Source organism: Bacillus sp. UNC438CL73TsuS30 (assembly GCF_000482325.1).
Classification (GTDB): Bacteria; Bacillota; Bacilli; order Bacillales; family Cytobacillaceae; genus Neobacillus.
In genome coordinates this window covers 173,115-191,388 of record NZ_AXVA01000013.1, presented here as the reverse complement: position 1 = coordinate 191,388, position 18,274 = coordinate 173,115, and the positions used below count along the sequence as shown (strand labels likewise).

General features: G+C 40.7%; 17 protein-coding genes and 1 other annotated feature. Of the genes, 9 read left to right on the top strand and 8 right to left on the bottom strand.

All coding sequences use genetic code 11. The features are described 5' to 3' along the window. Positions 1-120: 120 nt before the first annotated feature. A complete protein-coding gene (gene prli42, locus M028_RS32695; protein ID WP_155925507.1) occupies positions 121-219 on the bottom strand; it encodes a stressosome-associated protein Prli42 in 99 nt (32 codons plus the stop codon). A gap of 156 nt (positions 220-375) precedes the next feature. Between prli42 and mce the strand changes: the two genes are divergently transcribed. The 4 genes from mce to M028_RS0107620 all read left to right on the top strand — a co-directional run bounded on the left by mce (position 376) and on the right by M028_RS0107620 (position 4,911). After that, positions 376-783, top strand: coding sequence for a methylmalonyl-CoA epimerase (mce, locus tag M028_RS0107635; protein ID WP_026573386.1), 408 nt, complete (start codon positions 376-378; stop codon positions 781-783). A gap of 7 nt (positions 784-790) precedes the next feature. After that, positions 791-2,341 (top strand): acyl-CoA carboxylase subunit beta, encoded by a 1,551-nt coding sequence (locus M028_RS0107630; RefSeq protein WP_026573385.1) that lies wholly within the window; start codon positions 791-793, stop codon positions 2,339-2,341. A gap of 94 nt (positions 2,342-2,435) precedes the next feature. After that, entirely contained in the window at positions 2,436-3,557 is a 1,122-nt protein-coding gene (locus M028_RS0107625; RefSeq protein WP_026573384.1) for a tripeptidase T, read from the top strand. A gap of 76 nt (positions 3,558-3,633) precedes the next feature. Next, a complete protein-coding gene (locus M028_RS0107620; protein ID WP_026573383.1) occupies positions 3,634-4,911 on the top strand; it encodes a DNA polymerase IV in 1,278 nt (425 codons plus the stop codon). Between the two features lie 69 nt (positions 4,912-4,980). On the opposite strand, the gene M028_RS0107615 is transcribed toward M028_RS0107620, so the two are convergent. Both M028_RS0107615 and zwf read right to left on the bottom strand, forming a co-directional pair. Next, the gene (locus tag M028_RS0107615) at positions 4,981-7,380 is read right to left on the bottom strand and encodes a M14 family zinc carboxypeptidase (protein ID WP_026573382.1); all 2,400 of its coding nucleotides are present in this window, start codon (positions 7,378-7,380) and stop codon (positions 4,981-4,983) included. 251 nt (positions 7,381-7,631) lie between these two features. Continuing rightward, positions 7,632-9,137 carry a glucose-6-phosphate dehydrogenase gene (gene zwf, locus M028_RS0107610; protein ID WP_026573381.1) on the bottom strand — a complete coding sequence of 502 codons (1,506 nt, stop codon included), beginning with the start codon at positions 9,135-9,137 and terminating at the stop codon, positions 7,632-7,634. 188 nt (positions 9,138-9,325) lie between these two features. Here zwf and rnz point away from each other — a divergent pair, with 188 nt between their 5' ends. Continuing rightward, positions 9,326-10,249: a ribonuclease Z gene (gene rnz, locus M028_RS0107605; RefSeq protein ID WP_026573380.1), complete on the top strand. Its 924-nt coding sequence runs from the start codon at positions 9,326-9,328 to the stop codon at positions 10,247-10,249. 66 nt (positions 10,250-10,315) lie between these two features. On the opposite strand, the gene namA is transcribed toward rnz, so the two are convergent. The 3 genes from namA to proC all read right to left on the bottom strand — a co-directional run bounded on the left by namA (position 10,316) and on the right by proC (position 13,457). Beyond that, positions 10,316-11,335 carry an NADPH dehydrogenase NamA gene (gene namA / locus M028_RS0107600; RefSeq protein WP_026573379.1) on the bottom strand — a complete coding sequence of 340 codons (1,020 nt, stop codon included), beginning with the start codon at positions 11,333-11,335 and terminating at the stop codon, positions 10,316-10,318. A gap of 80 nt (positions 11,336-11,415) precedes the next feature. Continuing rightward, entirely contained in the window at positions 11,416-12,552 is a 1,137-nt protein-coding gene (locus M028_RS0107595) for a glycosyltransferase (RefSeq protein ID WP_026573378.1), read from the bottom strand. A 59-nt stretch (positions 12,553-12,611) separates the two neighbouring features. Next, the gene (gene proC / locus M028_RS0107590; RefSeq protein ID WP_026573377.1) at positions 12,612-13,457 is read right to left on the bottom strand and encodes a pyrroline-5-carboxylate reductase; all 846 of its coding nucleotides are present in this window, start codon (positions 13,455-13,457) and stop codon (positions 12,612-12,614) included. 243 nt (positions 13,458-13,700) lie between these two features. Next, positions 13,701-13,920 (bottom strand) — a binding site (T-box leader). 194 nt (positions 13,921-14,114) lie between these two features. On the opposite strand from proC, the gene M028_RS0107585 reads away from it, so the two are divergent. Together M028_RS0107585 and M028_RS0107580 are read left to right on the top strand one after the other, a co-directional pair. Next, a complete protein-coding gene (locus M028_RS0107585; protein WP_026573376.1) occupies positions 14,115-15,074 on the top strand; it encodes an MBL fold metallo-hydrolase in 960 nt (319 codons plus the stop codon). Between the two features lie 9 nt (positions 15,075-15,083). Then, on the top strand, positions 15,084-15,881 hold the full coding sequence (locus M028_RS0107580; RefSeq protein ID WP_026573375.1) for an SDR family NAD(P)-dependent oxidoreductase: 798 nt from the start codon (positions 15,084-15,086) through the stop codon (positions 15,879-15,881). Between the two features lie 31 nt (positions 15,882-15,912). Here the strand turns inward: M028_RS0107580 and M028_RS29590 are convergent, their stop codons facing one another. Continuing rightward, positions 15,913-16,107 (bottom strand): YqzH family protein, encoded by a 195-nt coding sequence (locus M028_RS29590; protein ID WP_026573374.1) that lies wholly within the window; start codon positions 16,105-16,107, stop codon positions 15,913-15,915. A 159-nt stretch (positions 16,108-16,266) separates the two neighbouring features. Here M028_RS29590 and M028_RS0107570 point away from each other — a divergent pair, with 159 nt between their 5' ends. After that, positions 16,267-17,526, top strand: coding sequence for a Y-family DNA polymerase (locus M028_RS0107570; RefSeq protein ID WP_026573373.1), 1,260 nt, complete (start codon positions 16,267-16,269; stop codon positions 17,524-17,526). Positions 17,527-17,637: 111 nt separating this feature from the next. Beyond that, positions 17,638-17,973 carry a YolD-like family protein gene (locus M028_RS0107565; RefSeq protein ID WP_026573372.1) on the top strand — a complete coding sequence of 112 codons (336 nt, stop codon included), beginning with the start codon at positions 17,638-17,640 and terminating at the stop codon, positions 17,971-17,973. Positions 17,974-18,021: 48 nt separating this feature from the next. Here the strand turns inward: M028_RS0107565 and M028_RS0107560 are convergent, their stop codons facing one another. Next, positions 18,022-18,228: a CDGSH iron-sulfur domain-containing protein gene (locus tag M028_RS0107560; protein WP_026573371.1), complete on the bottom strand. Its 207-nt coding sequence runs from the start codon at positions 18,226-18,228 to the stop codon at positions 18,022-18,024. Positions 18,229-18,274 lie beyond the last annotated feature (46 nt).

Here is an 18,274-nt window from a genome sequence, read left to right as displayed (position 1 = left end):
AACTGCAGCTAATTTAGTTTCTAAACTATATTTGGTCATAATTAAAAACTGCACCTCCAATTGTTATTTGTGTCTAACAATTGGGGTGCAGTTCAAACACTACAGTCCCTTTTTATATGTTTAACGAATAAATTGGCCAATTCCAATTAGGAGGGTTGAAGCAAGCATGGCAAAGAGCATTAATAAAACAATGATTTTTTGATTCTTCTTTTTAGACAATGAGAATACCTCCCTTAAGATTACTCTATTCTTATTTTACAGGGAAAAGCCCAAATGAACAACTGAGCAACTGCTCAATTTTAGGAAGGATTTATGAACTTTTTAGCGAATAAGATAATTGTCGAATTAATTTAATAGTGGATCAGAGGGATAAAGATGATAAAAAAAGTTGACCATATTGGGATTGCAGTTCAATCACTGGAGAAAGCGCTTCCTTTCTATACGGAGGTACTTAAACTGCCTTTAATCGCTATTGAGGAAGTTGCAAGTGAAAAATTAAAAGTAGCCTTTTTAAGTGCAGGTGAAACAAAAATAGAGTTGCTTGAGCCGGCATCACCGGAGAGTACGGTTGCTAAATTTATCGAAAAACGCGGTGAGGGTATTCATCATGTCGCACTTGGTGTTGAATCAATTGAGGAACGCATCAGGGAAATGAAGGAAAATGGGATTCGCATGATATCGGATGAGCCTAAGATTGGTGCAGGGGGGGCGCATGTAGCCTTTATGCACCCAAAATCAGCTTCCGGTGTATTATATGAACTTTGTGAAAAAAAGGGGAAGTAGGGATAGCATGAGTGACATCTATGAAAAAATAAATGAATTATACGATAAGCGCAGAGAGGTTGAACTTGGCGGTGGTGATGAAAGAATTGAAAAGCAGCATGAAAAAGGAAAGCTGACGGCCAGAGAAAGAATCGAGCTTTTAGTGGACCCTGGAACATTTGTCGAATTAAATCCTTTTATTGAGCACCGAACACATGATTTTGGACTTGATGAACAAAAAGGACCCGGTGATGGGGTTGTAACAGGTTATGGGAAAGTAAATGGTCGTCCAATCTATCTTTTCTCCCAAGATTTCACTGTATTTGGTGGTGCACTTGGAGAAATGCATGCAAAAAAAATAGCCACAGTGATGGATTTAGCGGCTAAAAACGGTACACCATTTGTGGGTCTAAATGATTCCGGCGGTGCCCGCATTCAGGAGGGTGTCGTTTCACTTGATGGATACGGTCATATTTTTTACCGGAACGCTATTTATTCAGGGGTGATTCCGCAAATTTCTGTGATTATGGGGCCCTGTGCGGGTGGAGCCGTTTATTCACCAGCAATTACGGATTTTGTATTTATGGTTGAAAAAACGAGCCAGATGTTTATTACCGGTCCAAAGGTCATTGAAACCGTTACAGGGGAGAAGATTTCTGCAGAGGATTTAGGGGGGGCGAATGTCCATAATACCATCAGCGGTAATGCTCACTTCCAATCCGATTCAGAAGCCGAGGTTCTACAAAACGTTCGTAAGTTGCTTTTGTTTTTGCCGCAAAATAATGAGGAAAAGGCGCCAATACTTGAGGTTGAAAAAGAAGACGATTATCGTCCGGACTTAACGGATGTGATTCCATTTGATACTGTTCGCCCTTATGATGTGAGAAAAGTGATTGAGCAAGTTGCCGATTCCGATTCTTTTATGGAAATTCAAAAGGATTTTGCAAAAAACATTGTTGTTGGGTTTGCAAGAATTAAAGGGGAAACCGTGGGTCTTGTATGCAATCAGCCAAAGGTAATGGCCGGTGGATTAGATATTGATTCCTCTGATAAAGCTGCACGGTTTATTCGCACATGCGATTCGTTTAATATACCAATCATTACATTTGAAGATGTTACTGGCTTCTTCCCAGGGATTAAGCAGGAACATGGAGGAATCATTCGCCATGGAGCTAAAATCTTATTTGCGTACTCTGAGGCTACCGTTCCTAAGCTTACAATTATATTGCGAAAAGCATATGGCGGCGCCTATGTTGCGCTAAACAGTAAGTCAATTGGTGCTGACCTTGTTTTTGCATGGCCAAATGCAGAGATTGCCGTGATGGGTCCACAGGGGGCGGCAAATATTATTTTCGCCAAAGAAATTCAAAATAGCGAGAATCCTGAGGCGCTCAGACAACAAAAGATTGAGGAATACCGTGATAAATTTGCAAATCCATATGTGGCAGCAAGCAGGGGAATGGTGGATGATGTCATCGATCCTCGTGAAACAAGAATAAAAATTATTCAATCCTTAGAAATGCTGCGGACGAAGAAAGAATCGAGACCTTATAAAAAACATGGAAATATACCACTTTAATCTTGTGTTTTCGCAATTCTTTCATTTGATGACATGTATACGAAAAGGTATACTGAAATAGTGAATGAAGTACATAAAATGGAGGTTCGGCTAGATGATTAATCAAGAGCGTCTTTTGAACGAATTTTTGGAACTGGTACAAATCGACTCTGAAACGAAATATGAGACGGAAATAGCGAAAGTTTTAAAGCAGAAGTTTTCAGAATTAGGTCTTGAAGTTTTCGAGGATGATACGACAGCACAAACTGGTCATGGAGCAGGGAATTTAATTTGTACCCTTCCTGCCACAAAAGAAGGTATCGACCCGATTTATTTCACGTCCCATATGGACACAGTCGTTCCGGCAAAAGGTGTAAAGCCATCGATTAAGGATGGCTATGTGGTTACAGATGGAACGACTATTCTTGGTGCTGATGATAAAGCTGGTTTAGCTGCCATGTTTGAAATGATTCGTGTTTTAAAAGAACAAAATATCGACCATGGATTAATCCAATTTGTCATTACGGCTGGCGAAGAGTCTGGTCTTGTTGGGGCAAAGGCATTAGATCCTTCCCTAATGAAGGCAAAATATGGATATGCCCTAGATAGTGATGGTTTAGTTGGAAATGTTGTCGTTGCTGCGCCTACACAAGCTAAAGTGAAAGCGGTTATCTATGGAAAAACAGCTCATGCTGGTGTTGCACCTGAAAAAGGAGTTTCCGCCATCACCATTGCCGCTAAATCCATTGCAAAAATGCCTTTAGGAAGAATAGACAAAGAAACGACTGCAAATATTGGTCGATTTGAAGGCGGGCAGGCGACAAATATTGTGTGTGACCGGGTGGATATTTTAGCAGAGGCCCGTTCGTTAATTCCTGAAAAAATGGAGGCACAGGTTCAAAAAATGAAAGATGCTTTTGAAACTGTAGCGAAAGAAATGGGCGGAAAAGCAGAAGTTAACGTCGAAGTTATGTATCCAGGTTTTAAATTTGGTGAGGGAGATCAAGTCGTTGAGATTGCCCGCAAAGCGGCAGGGAAAATTGGCCGCAGCTGCGAATTACAGCATAGCGGTGGCGGAAGTGATGCCAATGTGATCGCAGGCTTTGGCATTCCAACAGTCAATCTTGCCGTTGGTTATGAAGAAATTCATACTACAAACGAGCGTATGCCGGTTGAAGAATTATATAAATTGGCGGAAATGACACTTGCCATCATTGATGAAGTAACAAATCAATAGTACAGCTTGAAGGGGAGCGGGCAGCTCTCCTTTTTGTAATACTTTAGGTATAAAAGGTTGTTAGGAAGTGCAGGACATGAAGGAAATGTATCCGAAAAACGGAAGGGTCATTTTACATGTTGATATGAATAGTTTTTATGCTTCTGTGGAAATGGCTTATGACCCGGAGTTGAAGGGGAAACCACTTGCGATTGCCGGAAATGTGGAAGAACGAAGAGGGATTATTGTCACCTGCAGCTATGAGGCAAGAAAATTTGGAGTGAAAACGACGATGCCACTTTGGGAGGCGAAAAAGCTATGCCCGAAGCTAATAGTAAAATCTCCTAATTTTGACCGATATCGGGCTGCTTCGATGGGGATGTTTGAAATCCTCCGGCAATACACAGAACTCGTTGAACCTGTTTCGATTGATGAAGGTTATATGGATATAACGGATTCCTATGAGTTCGGCAGCCCAATCGAAATTGCCAATAGTATTCAAAAAAGAATTCTTGAGCAGCTTGATTTACCCTGCAGCATTGGGATTGCCCCTAATAAATTTTTATCCAAAATGGCTTCTGATATGAAAAAGCCAATGGGGATTACGATTCTTCGTAAAAGGGATATTCCTTCAGTGCTTTGGCCGTTAAATACAAATGAGATGCATGGAGTTGGCAGGAAAACAGCAGAAAAGCTAACAACAATCGGGATTCATACGATTGGTGATTTGGCAAAGGGAAATGAAATTCAACTCAAAACCCTGTTAGGCATTAATGGTCTTCGGATAAAAGATCGTGCAAATGGAATTGACTCAAGACCCGTTGATCCAGAATCCGTGGCCGAGTTTAAAAGCATCGGCAATTCAACGACTCTTCCAAGGGATATTAGCAATCAGCAAGAGCTTTTTGCTGTTTTGGATTCATTAGCAGAAACGGTTTCGGTTAGACTGAAGCGGAAAAATGTTCTTGCCTCTACATTGGGTATTACCATTCGTTTCAAGGATCGCAAGACGATTACAAGGAGCAAAAAGCTTTCAAATCCTATTCATCAAAAGGATGAAATTTCATCTGCTGCAAAGCAGTTATTTATCAAGCATTGGAATGGGAACCCGGTAAGATTATTAGGGATCACAGGATCTGATTTATTGGATCATGATGATGCTTATAAGCAGCTCGACTTGTTTTCCTATGAAAAGGATGCGAAAAAGGAGCCGTTGCTCAATACGATATCGAACCTTCGAGAAAAGTACGGCAAGCATATTGTCGAAACGGCCTCCTCACAGAGACCGATAGACCCCGACCATAAAGTTGGAACCGAAACTAGCTTTAATAAGGATTTTTTACGGTCGTTTCCGGAAAAACATAAAGACGAATAAAAGCTCCGCTTTGCTGTGATAACAAAGCGGAGCTTTTTATTTTATTTATAATTTTAGCAAGTTTACAGCTTATTTTTCAAAGATTGCATTGGATAGAAGACGGAACAGGTAATCGGTATGATCACGGAAACCTGCTTCTAGGCCAATTAGGGTTACGTCTTTATTTTGTTCTTTTACTACTACGGTCTGACCTTTTGCATTTTTGCTATTTCTCCAGTGACCGGCCACAAAGAAATTATCCTTGTTGGCATATTTGGCAACTACTTTATCATTCCCAGTATTCGTATACCATGTTGGACGATAGACAAAACCGATGTCATCCTTGCCATAACCGGCTGTTAAACCTGTTCCTTCGTAATCAACCATCACAATTCCGTTGCTATCAGAACCACCAACATTAACGGTGTCGTCTGTTAGACCTAGGGTTTTCGTTGCTTGTGAGGCTGTTGATCCTACTGCAATATATTTACCCCCTCCGTTCACAAAGTCGACAATGTTCGCGCGTAACTTTGTTTCTTGCGCCTTGTCCTGCACTCCAAATTCCTTGTTTGAAGCACTCGTGATGACACTAATTAAGCTAGATGATCCGCTATACACAAAAACATCAAAACCACTTAGAACGTTTTCGGCAACCTCAACTGGGGTTACTTCGGTCACGTCAAATCCTAGTCGTTTTAGGGCAAGCTTTGTTCCACTATGGGACTGAACTTTACTAATTCCGCCGTCCTTGAAAATAGCTACTTTTAAACTTGATAAAGCCGAAGCATCGGCTGGTACCTTTGAGGTGCTCTCAATTTGCAACCCAGATTCTTTCACAGCGGCGGTGATTTTATTGGCAGCTGCTTCTGTGTAGAAGTTCCCTTTTGCATCACGCTTAACTTCAATACCTTGCTGAATTAACGTATTTACTAGATTAATAGCTTTAACTGAGGTATTTGGGATCAAGAAAGGACCCTTACCGGAAACGGAACCTTGTTCATTGATTTCGTTCACCTTTGTGGTTGTCACATTAATGGAACTTTGTGTCTCCACCGCTTCAAAGCCCCAGAGTTCCGGCAGACTCCATGCTGAAATATCATACATGGCGTTAATTGTATTTGTGATATCTTCCCCATCCCACAGCATCGTGTTCGCCAATCCGGCTTTCGCCTGATCCATCATCACAATGTAAGTCCCTTTAGGATACGTTCTTCCATCAACAGTAAATGCTTTTGGTGATTGAACGACATCGATATCATTGTTGATTAAATGGTTCACCGCTTTATTTGTTACCGTTGGATCCTTCTCATTAACTGGTAGAATATACGCTTTCGGGAAGAACCCTTCCTTATGGAAAGGATGATCAAAGTTAATTCCGCGTTTGAACATTTCAATTTGGTCCGTAATCATCGCTTGTTTGTTTTCCGTTGCAAAATTTAGAGCCCCGATAATGGCATTATACATCCAACGGACACCATCCCAATCATTCGTTGGCGTTTCTAACGTATGACCGTAAGCCCCATGGTACATTGCATACATTGGTGTGAAAATTGGCGGATAATCATCCCAGCCGTCTTTATCATTTCGCTGCGGAATATAGACACCTTGCATGTTTTTATATAAGTTACTATTAGTTTGGGTACTTCCTACGAACTGATCCTTTACTTTCATTATTTGCGCTTCCATCGCTTCAGCCTGCTTATAAGCCCACTTATTATAGAGATCATACTCATAGTTTGGATTATGCGGTGGTGTACATGGCTCAATTAAGCCCTGACGGTTTGGAGCGTAATTTTTCACATATCCGTGGGTATCAAGGAACACCATTGGGTTCCATTCCTTAATAAGCCCAACTGTTTCCCTAGTTTCCGGCTGTGATTGGGTAATAAAGTCGCGGTTTAAGTCGATGCCCTCACCGTTAAAACGTGTAGCATCAACACGCCCGTCAGGATTTTGCACTACATTAATTATAAGGATATTATTCGCTAAAATGTTTTTCGTTTCCTGGTCATTTTGTTTGGCAAAGCGTTCAATCAATTGAAGAATAGCATTACTTCCCACGAATTCCGTTCCATGAATCGAACCATTAATCATGATAGGCACCTTAAAATCAGGATTATTGGCAATCCAATCTTGAGCCTTGCCTGGGTTTTTAAACATTTGTTTTCTTAGCGCTTGAATTTTTCCAAATTTCCCTTGTGTCGTCGGATCTGCGATCGTTACGACATAAAGCGGATGCCCTTTAGCTGATGTTCCTCGGACCTCAACTTTCACACGGTTTGATTGTTTCTCAATATCTTTTAGTTTTGCGCCAATTTGAGAGAACTTCACAAAATCATAGTTTTCACTATTAAACTTGCTTCCATCTTGTTCTTCATATACATTAACATTCGTCCACTTGGGTACTTCGGCAAAACTTGCAGTAAAAGGAATCGTTGTTGTAAATAAGCCTATTGTTAAAAGACTAGCAACCGTTTTCTTTCTCTTCATTTCTTTTCATCCGCCCCTATAATAGTTTTAGAATAATTGAATACTAAAGCACTAGGTGGAACCTATGTATGCTAATTCACCTCCGTATTCTCATTAATTTCTAATGCAATTCTATTGTAATTTTAATCTATTAAAGATTCTGTCGAAAAATCAGAGGAATATTTACATTTCGCCCTACAAAATTTTTACTTTTCGGAATATAAAAAGCTCCGCTTTGCTGTGATAACAAAGCGGAGCTTTTTAGTTTTTATTTAATTGCAAGTTTCTACTTCTAATTCAGTTACAGGCCACCAAGAGAAACCGTCTTTTTCTAATAATTGATCTGCTGCGTCAGGACCTCTTGAACCTGATTCATAATTTGGAAAGCTTTCGTCCTTACTATTTTTCCAGGCTTCAGAGATTTTATCAACAAAGCTCCAAGAATATGCTACTTCATCCCAATGGGTAAAGTTTGTTGCGTCTCCCTGCATACAGTCATATAGAAGCTTTTCATAACCCTCCGGAGTATTCATCGCATGGATTCCCGTATTGGCAAAGCTTAATTTCACCACTTGTGCATCGAGATGACCGCCTGCCTTTTTGGCATTTAAATGTAACGTAATTCCTTCTTCCGGCTGGATATGGATAACAAGGAGATTCGGGTTTAACATTTTTTCCGTTTGATAGTATAAATTCATTGGTATATCTTTAAACTGCACGACAATTTTAGTAGATTTTACCTTAAGCCTTTTTCCTGTTCGGATATAAAAAGGTACTCCCGCCCAGCGAAAATTATCAATCATCACTTTCGCTGCGACGTAGGTTTCTGTATTAGACTCTTTGTCCACCATTGGTTCATCACGGTATTTCGGAACCTTTTTGCCATCCAATTCCCCTTCGCCGTATTGCCCGCGAACAAAATAATCATTTACTTTTTCGCCTGCTATCTTACGAATGGCTCTGAATACTCTTCCTTTTTCGGAACGAATTTCATCTGTTGTAAGCTTAATCGGAGGCTCCATCGCAAGGAGGGCTACCATCTGCAGCATGTGGTTTTGTACCATATCCCTTAATGCACCGCTTTTTTCGTAATAACGTCCTCGTTCCTCTACTCCAAGTGTCTCACTTGAAGTGATTTGAATATTGGAGATATATCGGTTATTCCATAATGGTTCAAAAATGGCATTGGCGAAACGGATTACTTCAATGTTTCGTACCATTTCTTTTCCAAGATAGTGGTCAATCCGATAAATTTCTTCCTCAGAAAAAGCTGTTCTAATTTGCTTGTTTAATTCTTTTGCAGACGCAAGGTCATGTCCGAATGGTTTTTCGATGACAAGACGTTTGTATCCTTTTACATCCGTTAAACCGTCGGACTTTAAATGAAGTGCAATCGGTCCAAAAAATTCCGGTGCCATGGCGAGGTAAAAAATCCGGTTGCCTTCTAACTTATAATGTTCATCAATCTCATTTGCTAATTTTTTAAGAGCAAGGTATGAACTAGAATCCTGCACATCGTGTGCTTGATAGTAAAAATGGGAAATAAATTCATCAATATTTTTATCTCTTCCTAGAGCAGAAAGAACAGATTCTTTTACGGATTGTTGAAATTCATCATTTGAAATCGACCTTCTTGCCACACCAATTACAGCAAATTGATCGGATAATCGGCCTTTTTCAAATAGCCGGTATAGCGAAGGAAACAACTTCCGTTTGGCTAAATCGCCAGTTGCACCAAAAATCATAATGAGTGAAGATGTGCTTCCAGTTTGTTCCACTAAAATACCTCTTTTCCAGTATGTATCGTATAAAATAACGTTGTCTTACCAAGTATTAAATTTTATCTGTTTACTATATAATTCGCAAATAAAAAGCAATCATGTAAAAATCAATTTATTTTCAAAGACTGGTTTGTGCTATAGTAAAGCTAATAATAAGTACGGGTGTTTGAAAGGAGTATGTTCGAGTGGATATTTTTTTCTTAGGAACGGGCGCCGGAATGCCGGCAAAGCTTCGCAATGTTACATCCATTGCCTTAAAATTACTAGAAGAGCGGGGGACAATCTGGCTATTTGATGCCGGAGAGGCAACCCAGCATCAAATTTTACATACTGCAATTAAACCGCGCAGAATTGAAAAAATTTTTATCACTCACCTTCATGGCGATCATATATATGGCCTTCCCGGGCTATTATCGAGCCGTTCCTTTCAGGGGGGAGAATCGGAAGTCACCGTTTATGGTCCAAAGGGAATTAAGGAATTTATTGATGTGAGTCTTTCTGTGAGTCAGACCTATTTAAAATATAATATCACCGTCATTGAGATTGAGGATGGGATAATTTTTGAGGATGACCAGTTTATTGTTGAAGCCAGTCTTTTAGAACATGGAATTCCTTCCTATGGTTATCGAATTGTTGAAAAGGATCGGCCGGGAACATTGCTTGCTGATAAATTGGTGGAAATAGGTGTTCGTCCTGGGCCTATTTTTAAGAAAATCAAAAATGGCGAAACGGTTACCCTTGAAGATGGTAGAACGATTCATCCGGCAGATTTCCTTGGACAGCCCCAAAAGGGAAGGATTATAACCATTTTAGGGGATACCAGGTATTGTGAACAGGCGGTTTCCTTGGCGGAACATGCAGACTTGTTAGTGCACGAAGCTACCTTCTCAAAAGGAGAGGAAAGGCTTGCATTTGATTATTTTCATTCCACCACACACCAAGCAGCGAAAATTGCGAAAATGTCAGGGTGTAAACAGCTATGCCTAACCCATATCAGTTCCCGTTATGACCGGCATGCATCAAGAGAATTAGTAGAAGAGGCACGTGAGATTTTTCCGAATACGGATATAGCAGAGGATTTTAAAGAAATAAATATTCCGTTGAAATGAACGGAAACTGTCCCAAGAAACAAAAAAATGTCCTTCATCCGGTGGGTGAAGGACATTTCTATTCATTTAAAGCCAGCCCCGTTCATACTGCACAGGCGTTTCAATTTCTACTCCCAGCTCTTTGGCTGCCGTTCTTGGCCAGTAAGGATCACGCAGCAGTTCCCGCGCTAAGAAAACTAAGTCAGCACGGTCATTCTGCAAAATTTCCTCAGCTTGGATCGGGGAAGTAATCAACCCAACTGCACCTGTATCAATACTCGCTTCGTTCTTAATCGTTTCAGCAAATTTTACTTGGTAACCAGGGTAAACATTAATACGAGCAGGTACAACGGCACCGGAACTAACGTCGATTAAGTCAACACCTTGCTCCTTCATCCATTTACTGAAGGTTACATAATCCTTAGGTGTTAAGCCTTCCTCATTGTAATCATGAGCGGAGACTCGCACAAATAATGGGCCATCCCATACAGTCTTAACAGCGTCGATCACTTTGCGGAGGAAGCGGTAGCGGTTTTCAGCTGAACCGCCATATTCATCGGTTCGTTTATTAGAAAGTGGTGATAAAAACTCATTAATCAGATATCCATGTGCCCCGTGAAGTTCGATGACATCAAAGCCGGCAGTGGCTGCTCGTTCTGCCCCTTTTTTAAATGCCTCAACGGTTTCTGTAATTTCTGACAATGTCATTTCCTTTGGGGTTTTACTTTTTTCATTAAATTCAAGCGCTGAAGGTGCAAGAATTTCCCCGTCTAAAACAGCTTTTCTGCCGGCGTGGGCAAGCTGTATTCCTGTTTTAGCTCCATGTTCTTTGATCGAGTTGACTAATTCTTTAAATCCCTCAACATGGTCATCATTCCAAATTCCTAAATCCTGAGGGGATATACGGCCTTGTGGAGTAACAGCAGTAGCCTCAACAATAATCAATCCAACCTGGCCGACCGCCCGGCTTGTATAATGAGTACGGTGCCAGTTTTGAATATGCCCGTCTTCGTTATGACTCGAATACATGCACATTGGTGACATAACAATACGGTTTTTTAACGTAACCCCTTTAATTGTATAGGGAGAGAATAATTTTACCGCCATTTTTAAACCTCCTGAATTCCTATTTAAATCCATTATTTAGTATATCAAAAGGTTTCATTTTAAAGAAAAACTCTGCTTCACTATTTTTCTCGAAGATCTTTTAAGCGATATTTTGTTCCTCTCCAAACAATACCGCCCCGTTTAAAGGTCAATAGGCTTGCTCGAATGATGGAATATATAAACAATAATGTAGTAATTGGAAAAACTAGAAAGAGGACAGGAGAAAATAATGTCATTCTTTTGATTACCATGGCATAAAGAATTCCGCTGGTTATAATATTGCCTAAGCTCAGCAGGGCAATGGTTTTGCTGCTTGAAAAAATGGTAATGAAGGGTAGAAAGTGTGTTAAGAGGATTCCGAAAACCGCTAAAAAAATCATGCTGATACGGTAATTCAATCCCGCAAACGTATTTTTTTCGAGCCCGACAAAGGCCTCTTCTAAACTGCCATACCATTCTACTTCAATCAAATGGAGGGCGGTAACAATCCTTTGCGAAAAGCCTTCCCTTTTCATTCTCATTCCCAATTGAAGATCATCGTCCGGGCGCATTTTAATCCTCTCATGGGTGCCGAACGCTTCATAAGCCTTGTTTGAAACAAGGTTAAAAGCACCAATTCCCGTACCGATTTTGGATTTAGGGTTATTTGCCCGCCACGGACGTTTAAAATAGGAAAATCCAAACAGGAAAAAGGCAACAAATGACTTGAGCCAAAAGCTGTGGGCATTTAAATTCGGTGCTGCGGTTAAATGGTCAAGTTTATTTTTATTAAAATAATGCAGCGCTTTTGCAAATGCATCTTTTTCATAGCGAACATCTGCATCTGTAAACAAAAGCCATTTACCAGAAGCCTGTTTGGCACCTGTATATAATGCATGGTTTTTACCAAGCCAGCCTTCCGGTAATTCTTGTATATGAATGACTTTTATTCTTTGATCCGATCTAGCTAGCTCATCAATAATTTTTCCAGTATGATCTGTTGAACGGTCGTCTACTAGAATCCATTCGACATTTTCATAGGTTTGCTGCAATTGACTTTGGATACTTAACTTTATTTGTTGTTCTTCATTTCTTGCTGCGACAATGACTGTCAATAACTCCCCATCTACTAGACCTGTTTCATTTTCGAGAAAATCTAATTTTCTTAAACCGGCCCAGGCATCCAATATAAACGCGATCCAAACAACGATCCCCAATGAAAGTATTGTGGTTAACATCTATGACACTTCCCAGTCCTTTTTTTACATTTTAAAAGAACTCTCGGGAAACATCCAATTTATAGGAGCTGTTCTGCTGTTTCCAGCTGGGTGCTTAATGCTTTTCCCATTTTTTTCGATTGAGCAGTGGCTGTTTTTATGCACTCAATAAATGCCTTCTGAACGCCATTTTCTTCAAGGACTCGAATACCGGCTTCTGTCGTTCCCCCAGGGCTGGTTACATCCTTGCGCAGCTGTACAGGTGGTTTTATTGATTTCCGGACCATCTCTGCCGCTCCAATTAAAGTCTGTACAATCAGTTCTTGAGCAGTTTCCTTATTTAGGCCGATTTCTACTGCGCTATTTTCCATCGCTTCAATCAGATAATAAATATAGGCAGGGCCGCTTCCTGAAAGTCCTGTTACAGCATCAAGATGTTCTTCTTCAACAATAGTAGTTAATCCTACTGTGTTGAAAAGCTTTTTCGCCATTTCCATTTGCTCATCTGACACACGTTCATTGACCGCAATGGCAGTTGCTGATAATCCAACTGCTGCTGATGTGTTTGGCATCGATCTGATAATTGCCATTGGTTTTTTAGCTAAAACCTCTATTGTTTTGATTGAAACCCCGGCGAGAACTGAAATTACCAGCATTTTTTCCGTTAGGTACTCCCGAATCTTGGCTATCGCAGTTGCGGCATCCTTAGGTTTCATTGCTAAAATGACAATATCCGCTCCGTCAAAGAGTGCACACATGTCGTAAGAGGCACTTACCCCATAGCGATTACGAAGCTTGTGTAGCCTTTCCTCGTTTGAATTATTTGTTACCCAAATATTTTCTCTTTCCATTAACCCATTTTCCAGAACACCCGAAATGAACGCTTCAGCCATAGAACCTGCACCAATAACTGCCATTTTTTTCATGTTACAGCCTCCTTCTTATTTTGTTCATTAGAAGAGTGGTTGATTTCCGCTCCAGGATGCTCGCTTTCCGCGGGGCAGTCGGTGAGCCTCCTCGGCGCTGAAAGCGCCTGTGGGGTCTCACCTGTCCTGCTGCTCCCGCTGGAGTCTCGCACCATCCGCTTCAATCAACTTCTCACTTAACCTATTTAAAAACAACAATCTTTTAGAAAACAGCTTCTTTAAAAACAAAAAGACCTTTCATCCGTAAAGGACGAAAGGTCTATCTTCCGTGGTACCACCTTCATTGACCCCTTTTAAAATACAAAAGGGTCACTCGACTCCGATAACGCCGGATTTGCGTTAGGTTTTCCTAAAAGCTCATAAGGTAGGTTCAATGATTAAGAGGGTGGTGAAGCCTTTCAGCCTTTAGAGCTTCACTCTCTTTCACCGTTACTCATTTACTGGCCTTATTCATCGCTTTAAACGAATCAAATTTTAATTGTGATTATGCAGTATAAACAGCCTGTCTGTCAAGGGAATAGTTTATTGAATTTTTTATTTTTTCTAAAAAATTATGTGAAAATAATGACATTTTCTGAGAAAATCGGTACACTTTATTTTATAATCAAATTTTTACATTCGGAAGTTTTATAACAATAATATTAAGGGGGTATAAAAATGACAGAATGGAAAGAGGGAATTGCTAAAATTACCCTGCCGACTCCGTTTGAGGTAGGAGATGTAAATGCCTATTTGATTAAGGGAGAGCGGTTAACGCTTGTTGATGCAGGAGTAAAAACGAAAGAATGCTGGAATTCACTGAAAACGCAAATGACTGATTTGCATGTAAGTCCTGATGATATTGAACAAGTTATTTTGACGCACCATCACCCCGACCATGTCGGTATGCTTGATTTTTTACCCGATACGATTGAACTGCTCGGCCATCCGTTAAATGAGCGATGGATTCATCCGACAGAAGAATTTTTTCAGGTGCAGGAGGAATTTTTTACTGCGCTGTTCCATCAATTTGGGTTGCCCAAGGAATTTATACCTTCCCTTGAAAATTTGCGAAAAACGTTAAAATATTCATGCAATCGTTCACTGACTGGGCATTTACATGAAGGGATGACACCTCCGGGACTCAGCGGTTGGCAGGTTATAGAATCACCAGGTCATGCTCAAAGTCATATTGCGCTTTTTCGTGAAAAGGACGGTGTTTTAATTTGCGGAGATCTTATTTTAGCCCATATCTCCCCGAATCCGCTGCTTGAGCCGCCGCTTCCGGGAGAAACAGAAAGGCCAAAACCACTGTTGCAGCATAATGAATCGATGAAAAAATTGTTATCTTATCCCATTTCTGTTGTGTACACAGGGCATGGGGAAGAGGTTTACCAATTAAAAGAGCTAATCGAAAAAAGACTTACTCGGCAGCATGAACGGGCCATGACCGTTCTTAACTGGTTAAGGGAAGAGCAGTTAAGTGTTTTTGAAATTTGCAAACGGCTTTTTCCGGCCGTCTATAAACGTGAATTGCTGTTGACGATATCAGAGACCGTTGGACAGCTTGACTATTTATCATCCATTGGTGAAATTACTAATAAAGATACGCAGCCTGTTCTTTTTCAGGCCAGATGAGGTGATACATTGGTTAGGAAACATTTAAAAGGCAAAAATATTGTCATCACTGGCGCCTCAGGGGGGATTGGTGCGGAAATTGCTAAGCTTTCCGCTGCAAGCGGAGCCAATCTTGTCCTTTTAGCAAGAAGCATCGAAAAGCTGAAACAGCTGCAAAGTGAATTACAACAGAAACATCATGTCAAAGTGGTTATTTTTCAGCTTGACGTGTCTGATACCGAAAAAGTACAAGAAGTTTTTCAGCGTATTTTTGCGGAAATGGGTTCAGTCGATATCCTTGTGAATAATGCCGGCTTTGGAGTTTTTCGTGAAGCCCACGCGGCGACAATGGATGAAATCAAGGGGATGTTTGAGGTAAATGTGGTTGGGTTAATGGCGTGCACAAGTATGGTGCTGCCGAAAATGCGTGAACGGCGTTTCGGCCATATTATCAACATTGCCTCTCAAGCAGGGAAAATTGCCACACCAAAATCAAGCGTTTATTCGGCAACAAAGCATGCTGTTCTTGGTTATACGAATTCACTAAGGATGGAATTAGCTGATTATAATGTTCAAGTCACTTCGGTGAATCCTGGTCCGATTGCTACCAACTTTTTTAATATTGCTGACGAAAAAGGGACTTATGTGAAAAACGTTCAGCGATTTATGCTTAAACCGGAGTACGTTGCTGAGAAAGTGGTTAATAGCATGCTTACAAAAACAAGAGAAATTAACCTCCCACGCTGGATGAATATGGGCAGCGTTGTCTATGTTCTTTTTCCAAGGCTGTTTGAACGAATTGGGAAAAAGGCATTTAATCAAAAATAAGCCGCTGCTTCCAGCGGTTTCTCTTTTCCGATTAACCTGTTAGAAATTCATACACCGTATCATTGATTACCTCATACAAATCCATTTCCGGTTCTGCTGTTTTCATCTCTAGTACCCGTTGATAAAGTTCTTCTAATTCTTTTCCACTCATCGGCAATGAATCTGCCTCGGTATAGTATTGTTTAAAACAATTTTTTATCATTTTGATTACCAGTTTTTTATCCACAGCTATGCACCTCAATTCATTATACTGTTTTTTTGTTTCATCACCACATTGGAAAATTGTCATTAAATTCCCATTGAATACGAACGCATATTCGCTTAATATAAAGAATATACTATAAAGGAACTAATGTTCGTATTTATGACCATGGAGGGAAGAAATATGGTCGATTACAGCACCGCACCGCAAAATAAAATTCTATGTGTAGACATGAAGAGCTTCTATGCAAGCTGTTCGGCTGTTATGTACGGCCTTGATCCGATGCAGTGCTATTTAGTTGTGGCCGGCAATCATGATCGGCAGGGGAGTGTGGTACTTGCAGCCTCACCAAGAGTGAAAAAGGAATTTGGTATTAAAACTGGCTCTAGACTGTTCGAGATTCCTAATGATCCGCGTATTCAAGTAGTTGAGCCGAAAATGGCTACTTATTTACGAATTTCTACAGAAATTAGCCGTGTTTTCAATCGCTATGTTCCAAAGGAAGCCATTCATACGTATAGCGTGGATGAAAGTTTTATAAAAGTAGATGGTGTCATCCATCTTTGGGGGGATGCCCATACCATTGCCAAAAAAATAAAGAGTGACATTGAGCGGGAGTTCCAGCTGCCATGTGCGGTTGGAATCGGGCCGAATATGTTAATGGCGAAGCTTTGTCTTGATTTGGATGCAAAGAAAAAAGGGGTTGAAGAATGGACGTATGAGGATGTACCGACAAAGCTGTGGAGTGTGTCGCCGCTTAGAGAAATGTGGGGAATAGGCAGAAGGGTTGAAAAAACACTAAATGGGATGGGCATTTTTACGGTTGGACAGCTGGCCCGCTATGATTTAGAAAAGTTAGAAAAGAAATTCGGCATTATGGGCAACCAGCTTTACTATCATGCCTGGGGAATTGACCTTTCGGAGTTAGGTGCACCAATTGTTGAAGGACAAATCAGTTTTGGAAAAAGCCAAATTCTCTTAAGGGATTATAAAGAGGAAGAGGAAATCAAGCATGTGATTTTAGAAATGTGTGAGGAAGTGGCGCGAAGGGCAAGAGTGCATCGAAAGGTTGGGCGAACGATTAGCCTTGGAATTGGCTACAGTCAGGATGAATTGGGGGGAGGATTTTACCGCTCAAGGACGATTGCACAGCCGACGAATGTGACAATGGAGCTTTACCGCGTTTGTCTTGAGTTGTTTCATGAGCATTATAATGGCAAAACCGCAAGGCAAATTTCGCTCGCACTAGCCAATATTGTCGATGACAAGGAGCTTCAGCTTGATTTGTTTGATATGGATGCATACAAAAAACGAGATTTGGGTTATGTAGTAGACTCCATTCGCAGCCGTTTTGGGGCAGGTTCCTTATTGCGGGCTGTTTCCTACACGGCAGCAGGAACCGCCAAGCATCGGGCTACACTCGTTGGCGGGCATAAAATGTAAAAAGAAAAACGGAAGCGCCTTGATCAGGGGCTGTAGACCAAAGAGCCCCTAGGCGCTGGAGCTAGACAAAAATAAACTTTTTTGATTTATCTATGAAAGAAGGTGAGGCGGATGATTCGTGATCGCGGGAGAATCAAATGGACATCAATGATGCTTCCTGAGCATGTCAAACTGCTAAGGGATTGGGTAAAGGAAGACGGATATGAAAATAGAAAAGAAATGGATGAGCAGCAGCTTGAGCTAATGAATGAAACCCTGGTTGAGGCAATTGAGTTTGATCAGTTTGTTACGGTTACCTATTACCGGAATCGTAACTATGAAATTGTTATCGGAAAAATCCATTACTGGGACGAAATGACCCAAAAGCTCCATGTCGTTGACAAGTTTGAAGGAGCGCATCGTATCCCCATTCGCGAAATTGCTGACATCCGGATGACCGATATGTAGTTTCAAACGAAATAAAAAAGAGCGGCTGATGACAACCGCTCTCAATAATTAATCTTCTTGAGGAACCCGAACCTGGGATTCGAAATTACCTTTATGCGAGCCGTCACAAAAAGGTTTATTTTTCGATAACCCGCAGCGGCAGAGGGAAAAGGATGGCTTTGTTGTATAAACATTTCCTGAACCATCGATTAATTCCACGTCACCTGTAATTCGATAGGACCCGTTATCATTTACTTTGATTTGAACCTTTGACATTCCCAACACTCCCTAAGAAATATTTATTATATGTGTTACTTGAAAA

Coding starts and splice junctions, on each gene's coding strand:
- mce (WP_026573386.1), top strand. CDS start 376: ATGATAAAAAAAGTTGACCATATTGGGATTGCAGTTCAATCACTGGAG.
- M028_RS0107630 (WP_026573385.1), top strand. CDS start 791: ATGAGTGACATCTATGAAAAAATAAATGAATTATACGATAAGCGCAGA.
- M028_RS0107625 (WP_026573384.1), top strand. CDS start 2,436: ATGATTAATCAAGAGCGTCTTTTGAACGAATTTTTGGAACTGGTACAA.
- M028_RS0107620 (WP_026573383.1), top strand. CDS start 3,634: ATGAAGGAAATGTATCCGAAAAACGGAAGGGTCATTTTACATGTTGAT.
- M028_RS0107615 (WP_026573382.1), bottom strand. CDS start 7,380: ATGAAGAGAAAGAAAACGGTTGCTAGTCTTTTAACAATAGGCTTATTT.
- namA (WP_026573379.1), bottom strand. CDS start 11,335: ATGGCGGTAAAATTATTCTCTCCCTATACAATTAAAGGGGTTACGTTA.
- M028_RS0107595 (WP_026573378.1), bottom strand. CDS start 12,552: ATGTTAACCACAATACTTTCATTGGGGATCGTTGTTTGGATCGCGTTT.
- proC (WP_026573377.1), bottom strand. CDS start 13,457: ATGAAAAAAATGGCAGTTATTGGTGCAGGTTCTATGGCTGAAGCGTTC.
- M028_RS0107585 (WP_026573376.1), top strand. CDS start 14,115: ATGACAGAATGGAAAGAGGGAATTGCTAAAATTACCCTGCCGACTCCG.
- M028_RS0107570 (WP_026573373.1), top strand. CDS start 16,267: ATGGTCGATTACAGCACCGCACCGCAAAATAAAATTCTATGTGTAGAC.
- M028_RS0107565 (WP_026573372.1), top strand. CDS start 17,638: ATGATTCGTGATCGCGGGAGAATCAAATGGACATCAATGATGCTTCCT.
- M028_RS0107560 (WP_026573371.1), bottom strand. CDS start 18,228: ATGTCAAAGGTTCAAATCAAAGTAAATGATAACGGGTCCTATCGAATT.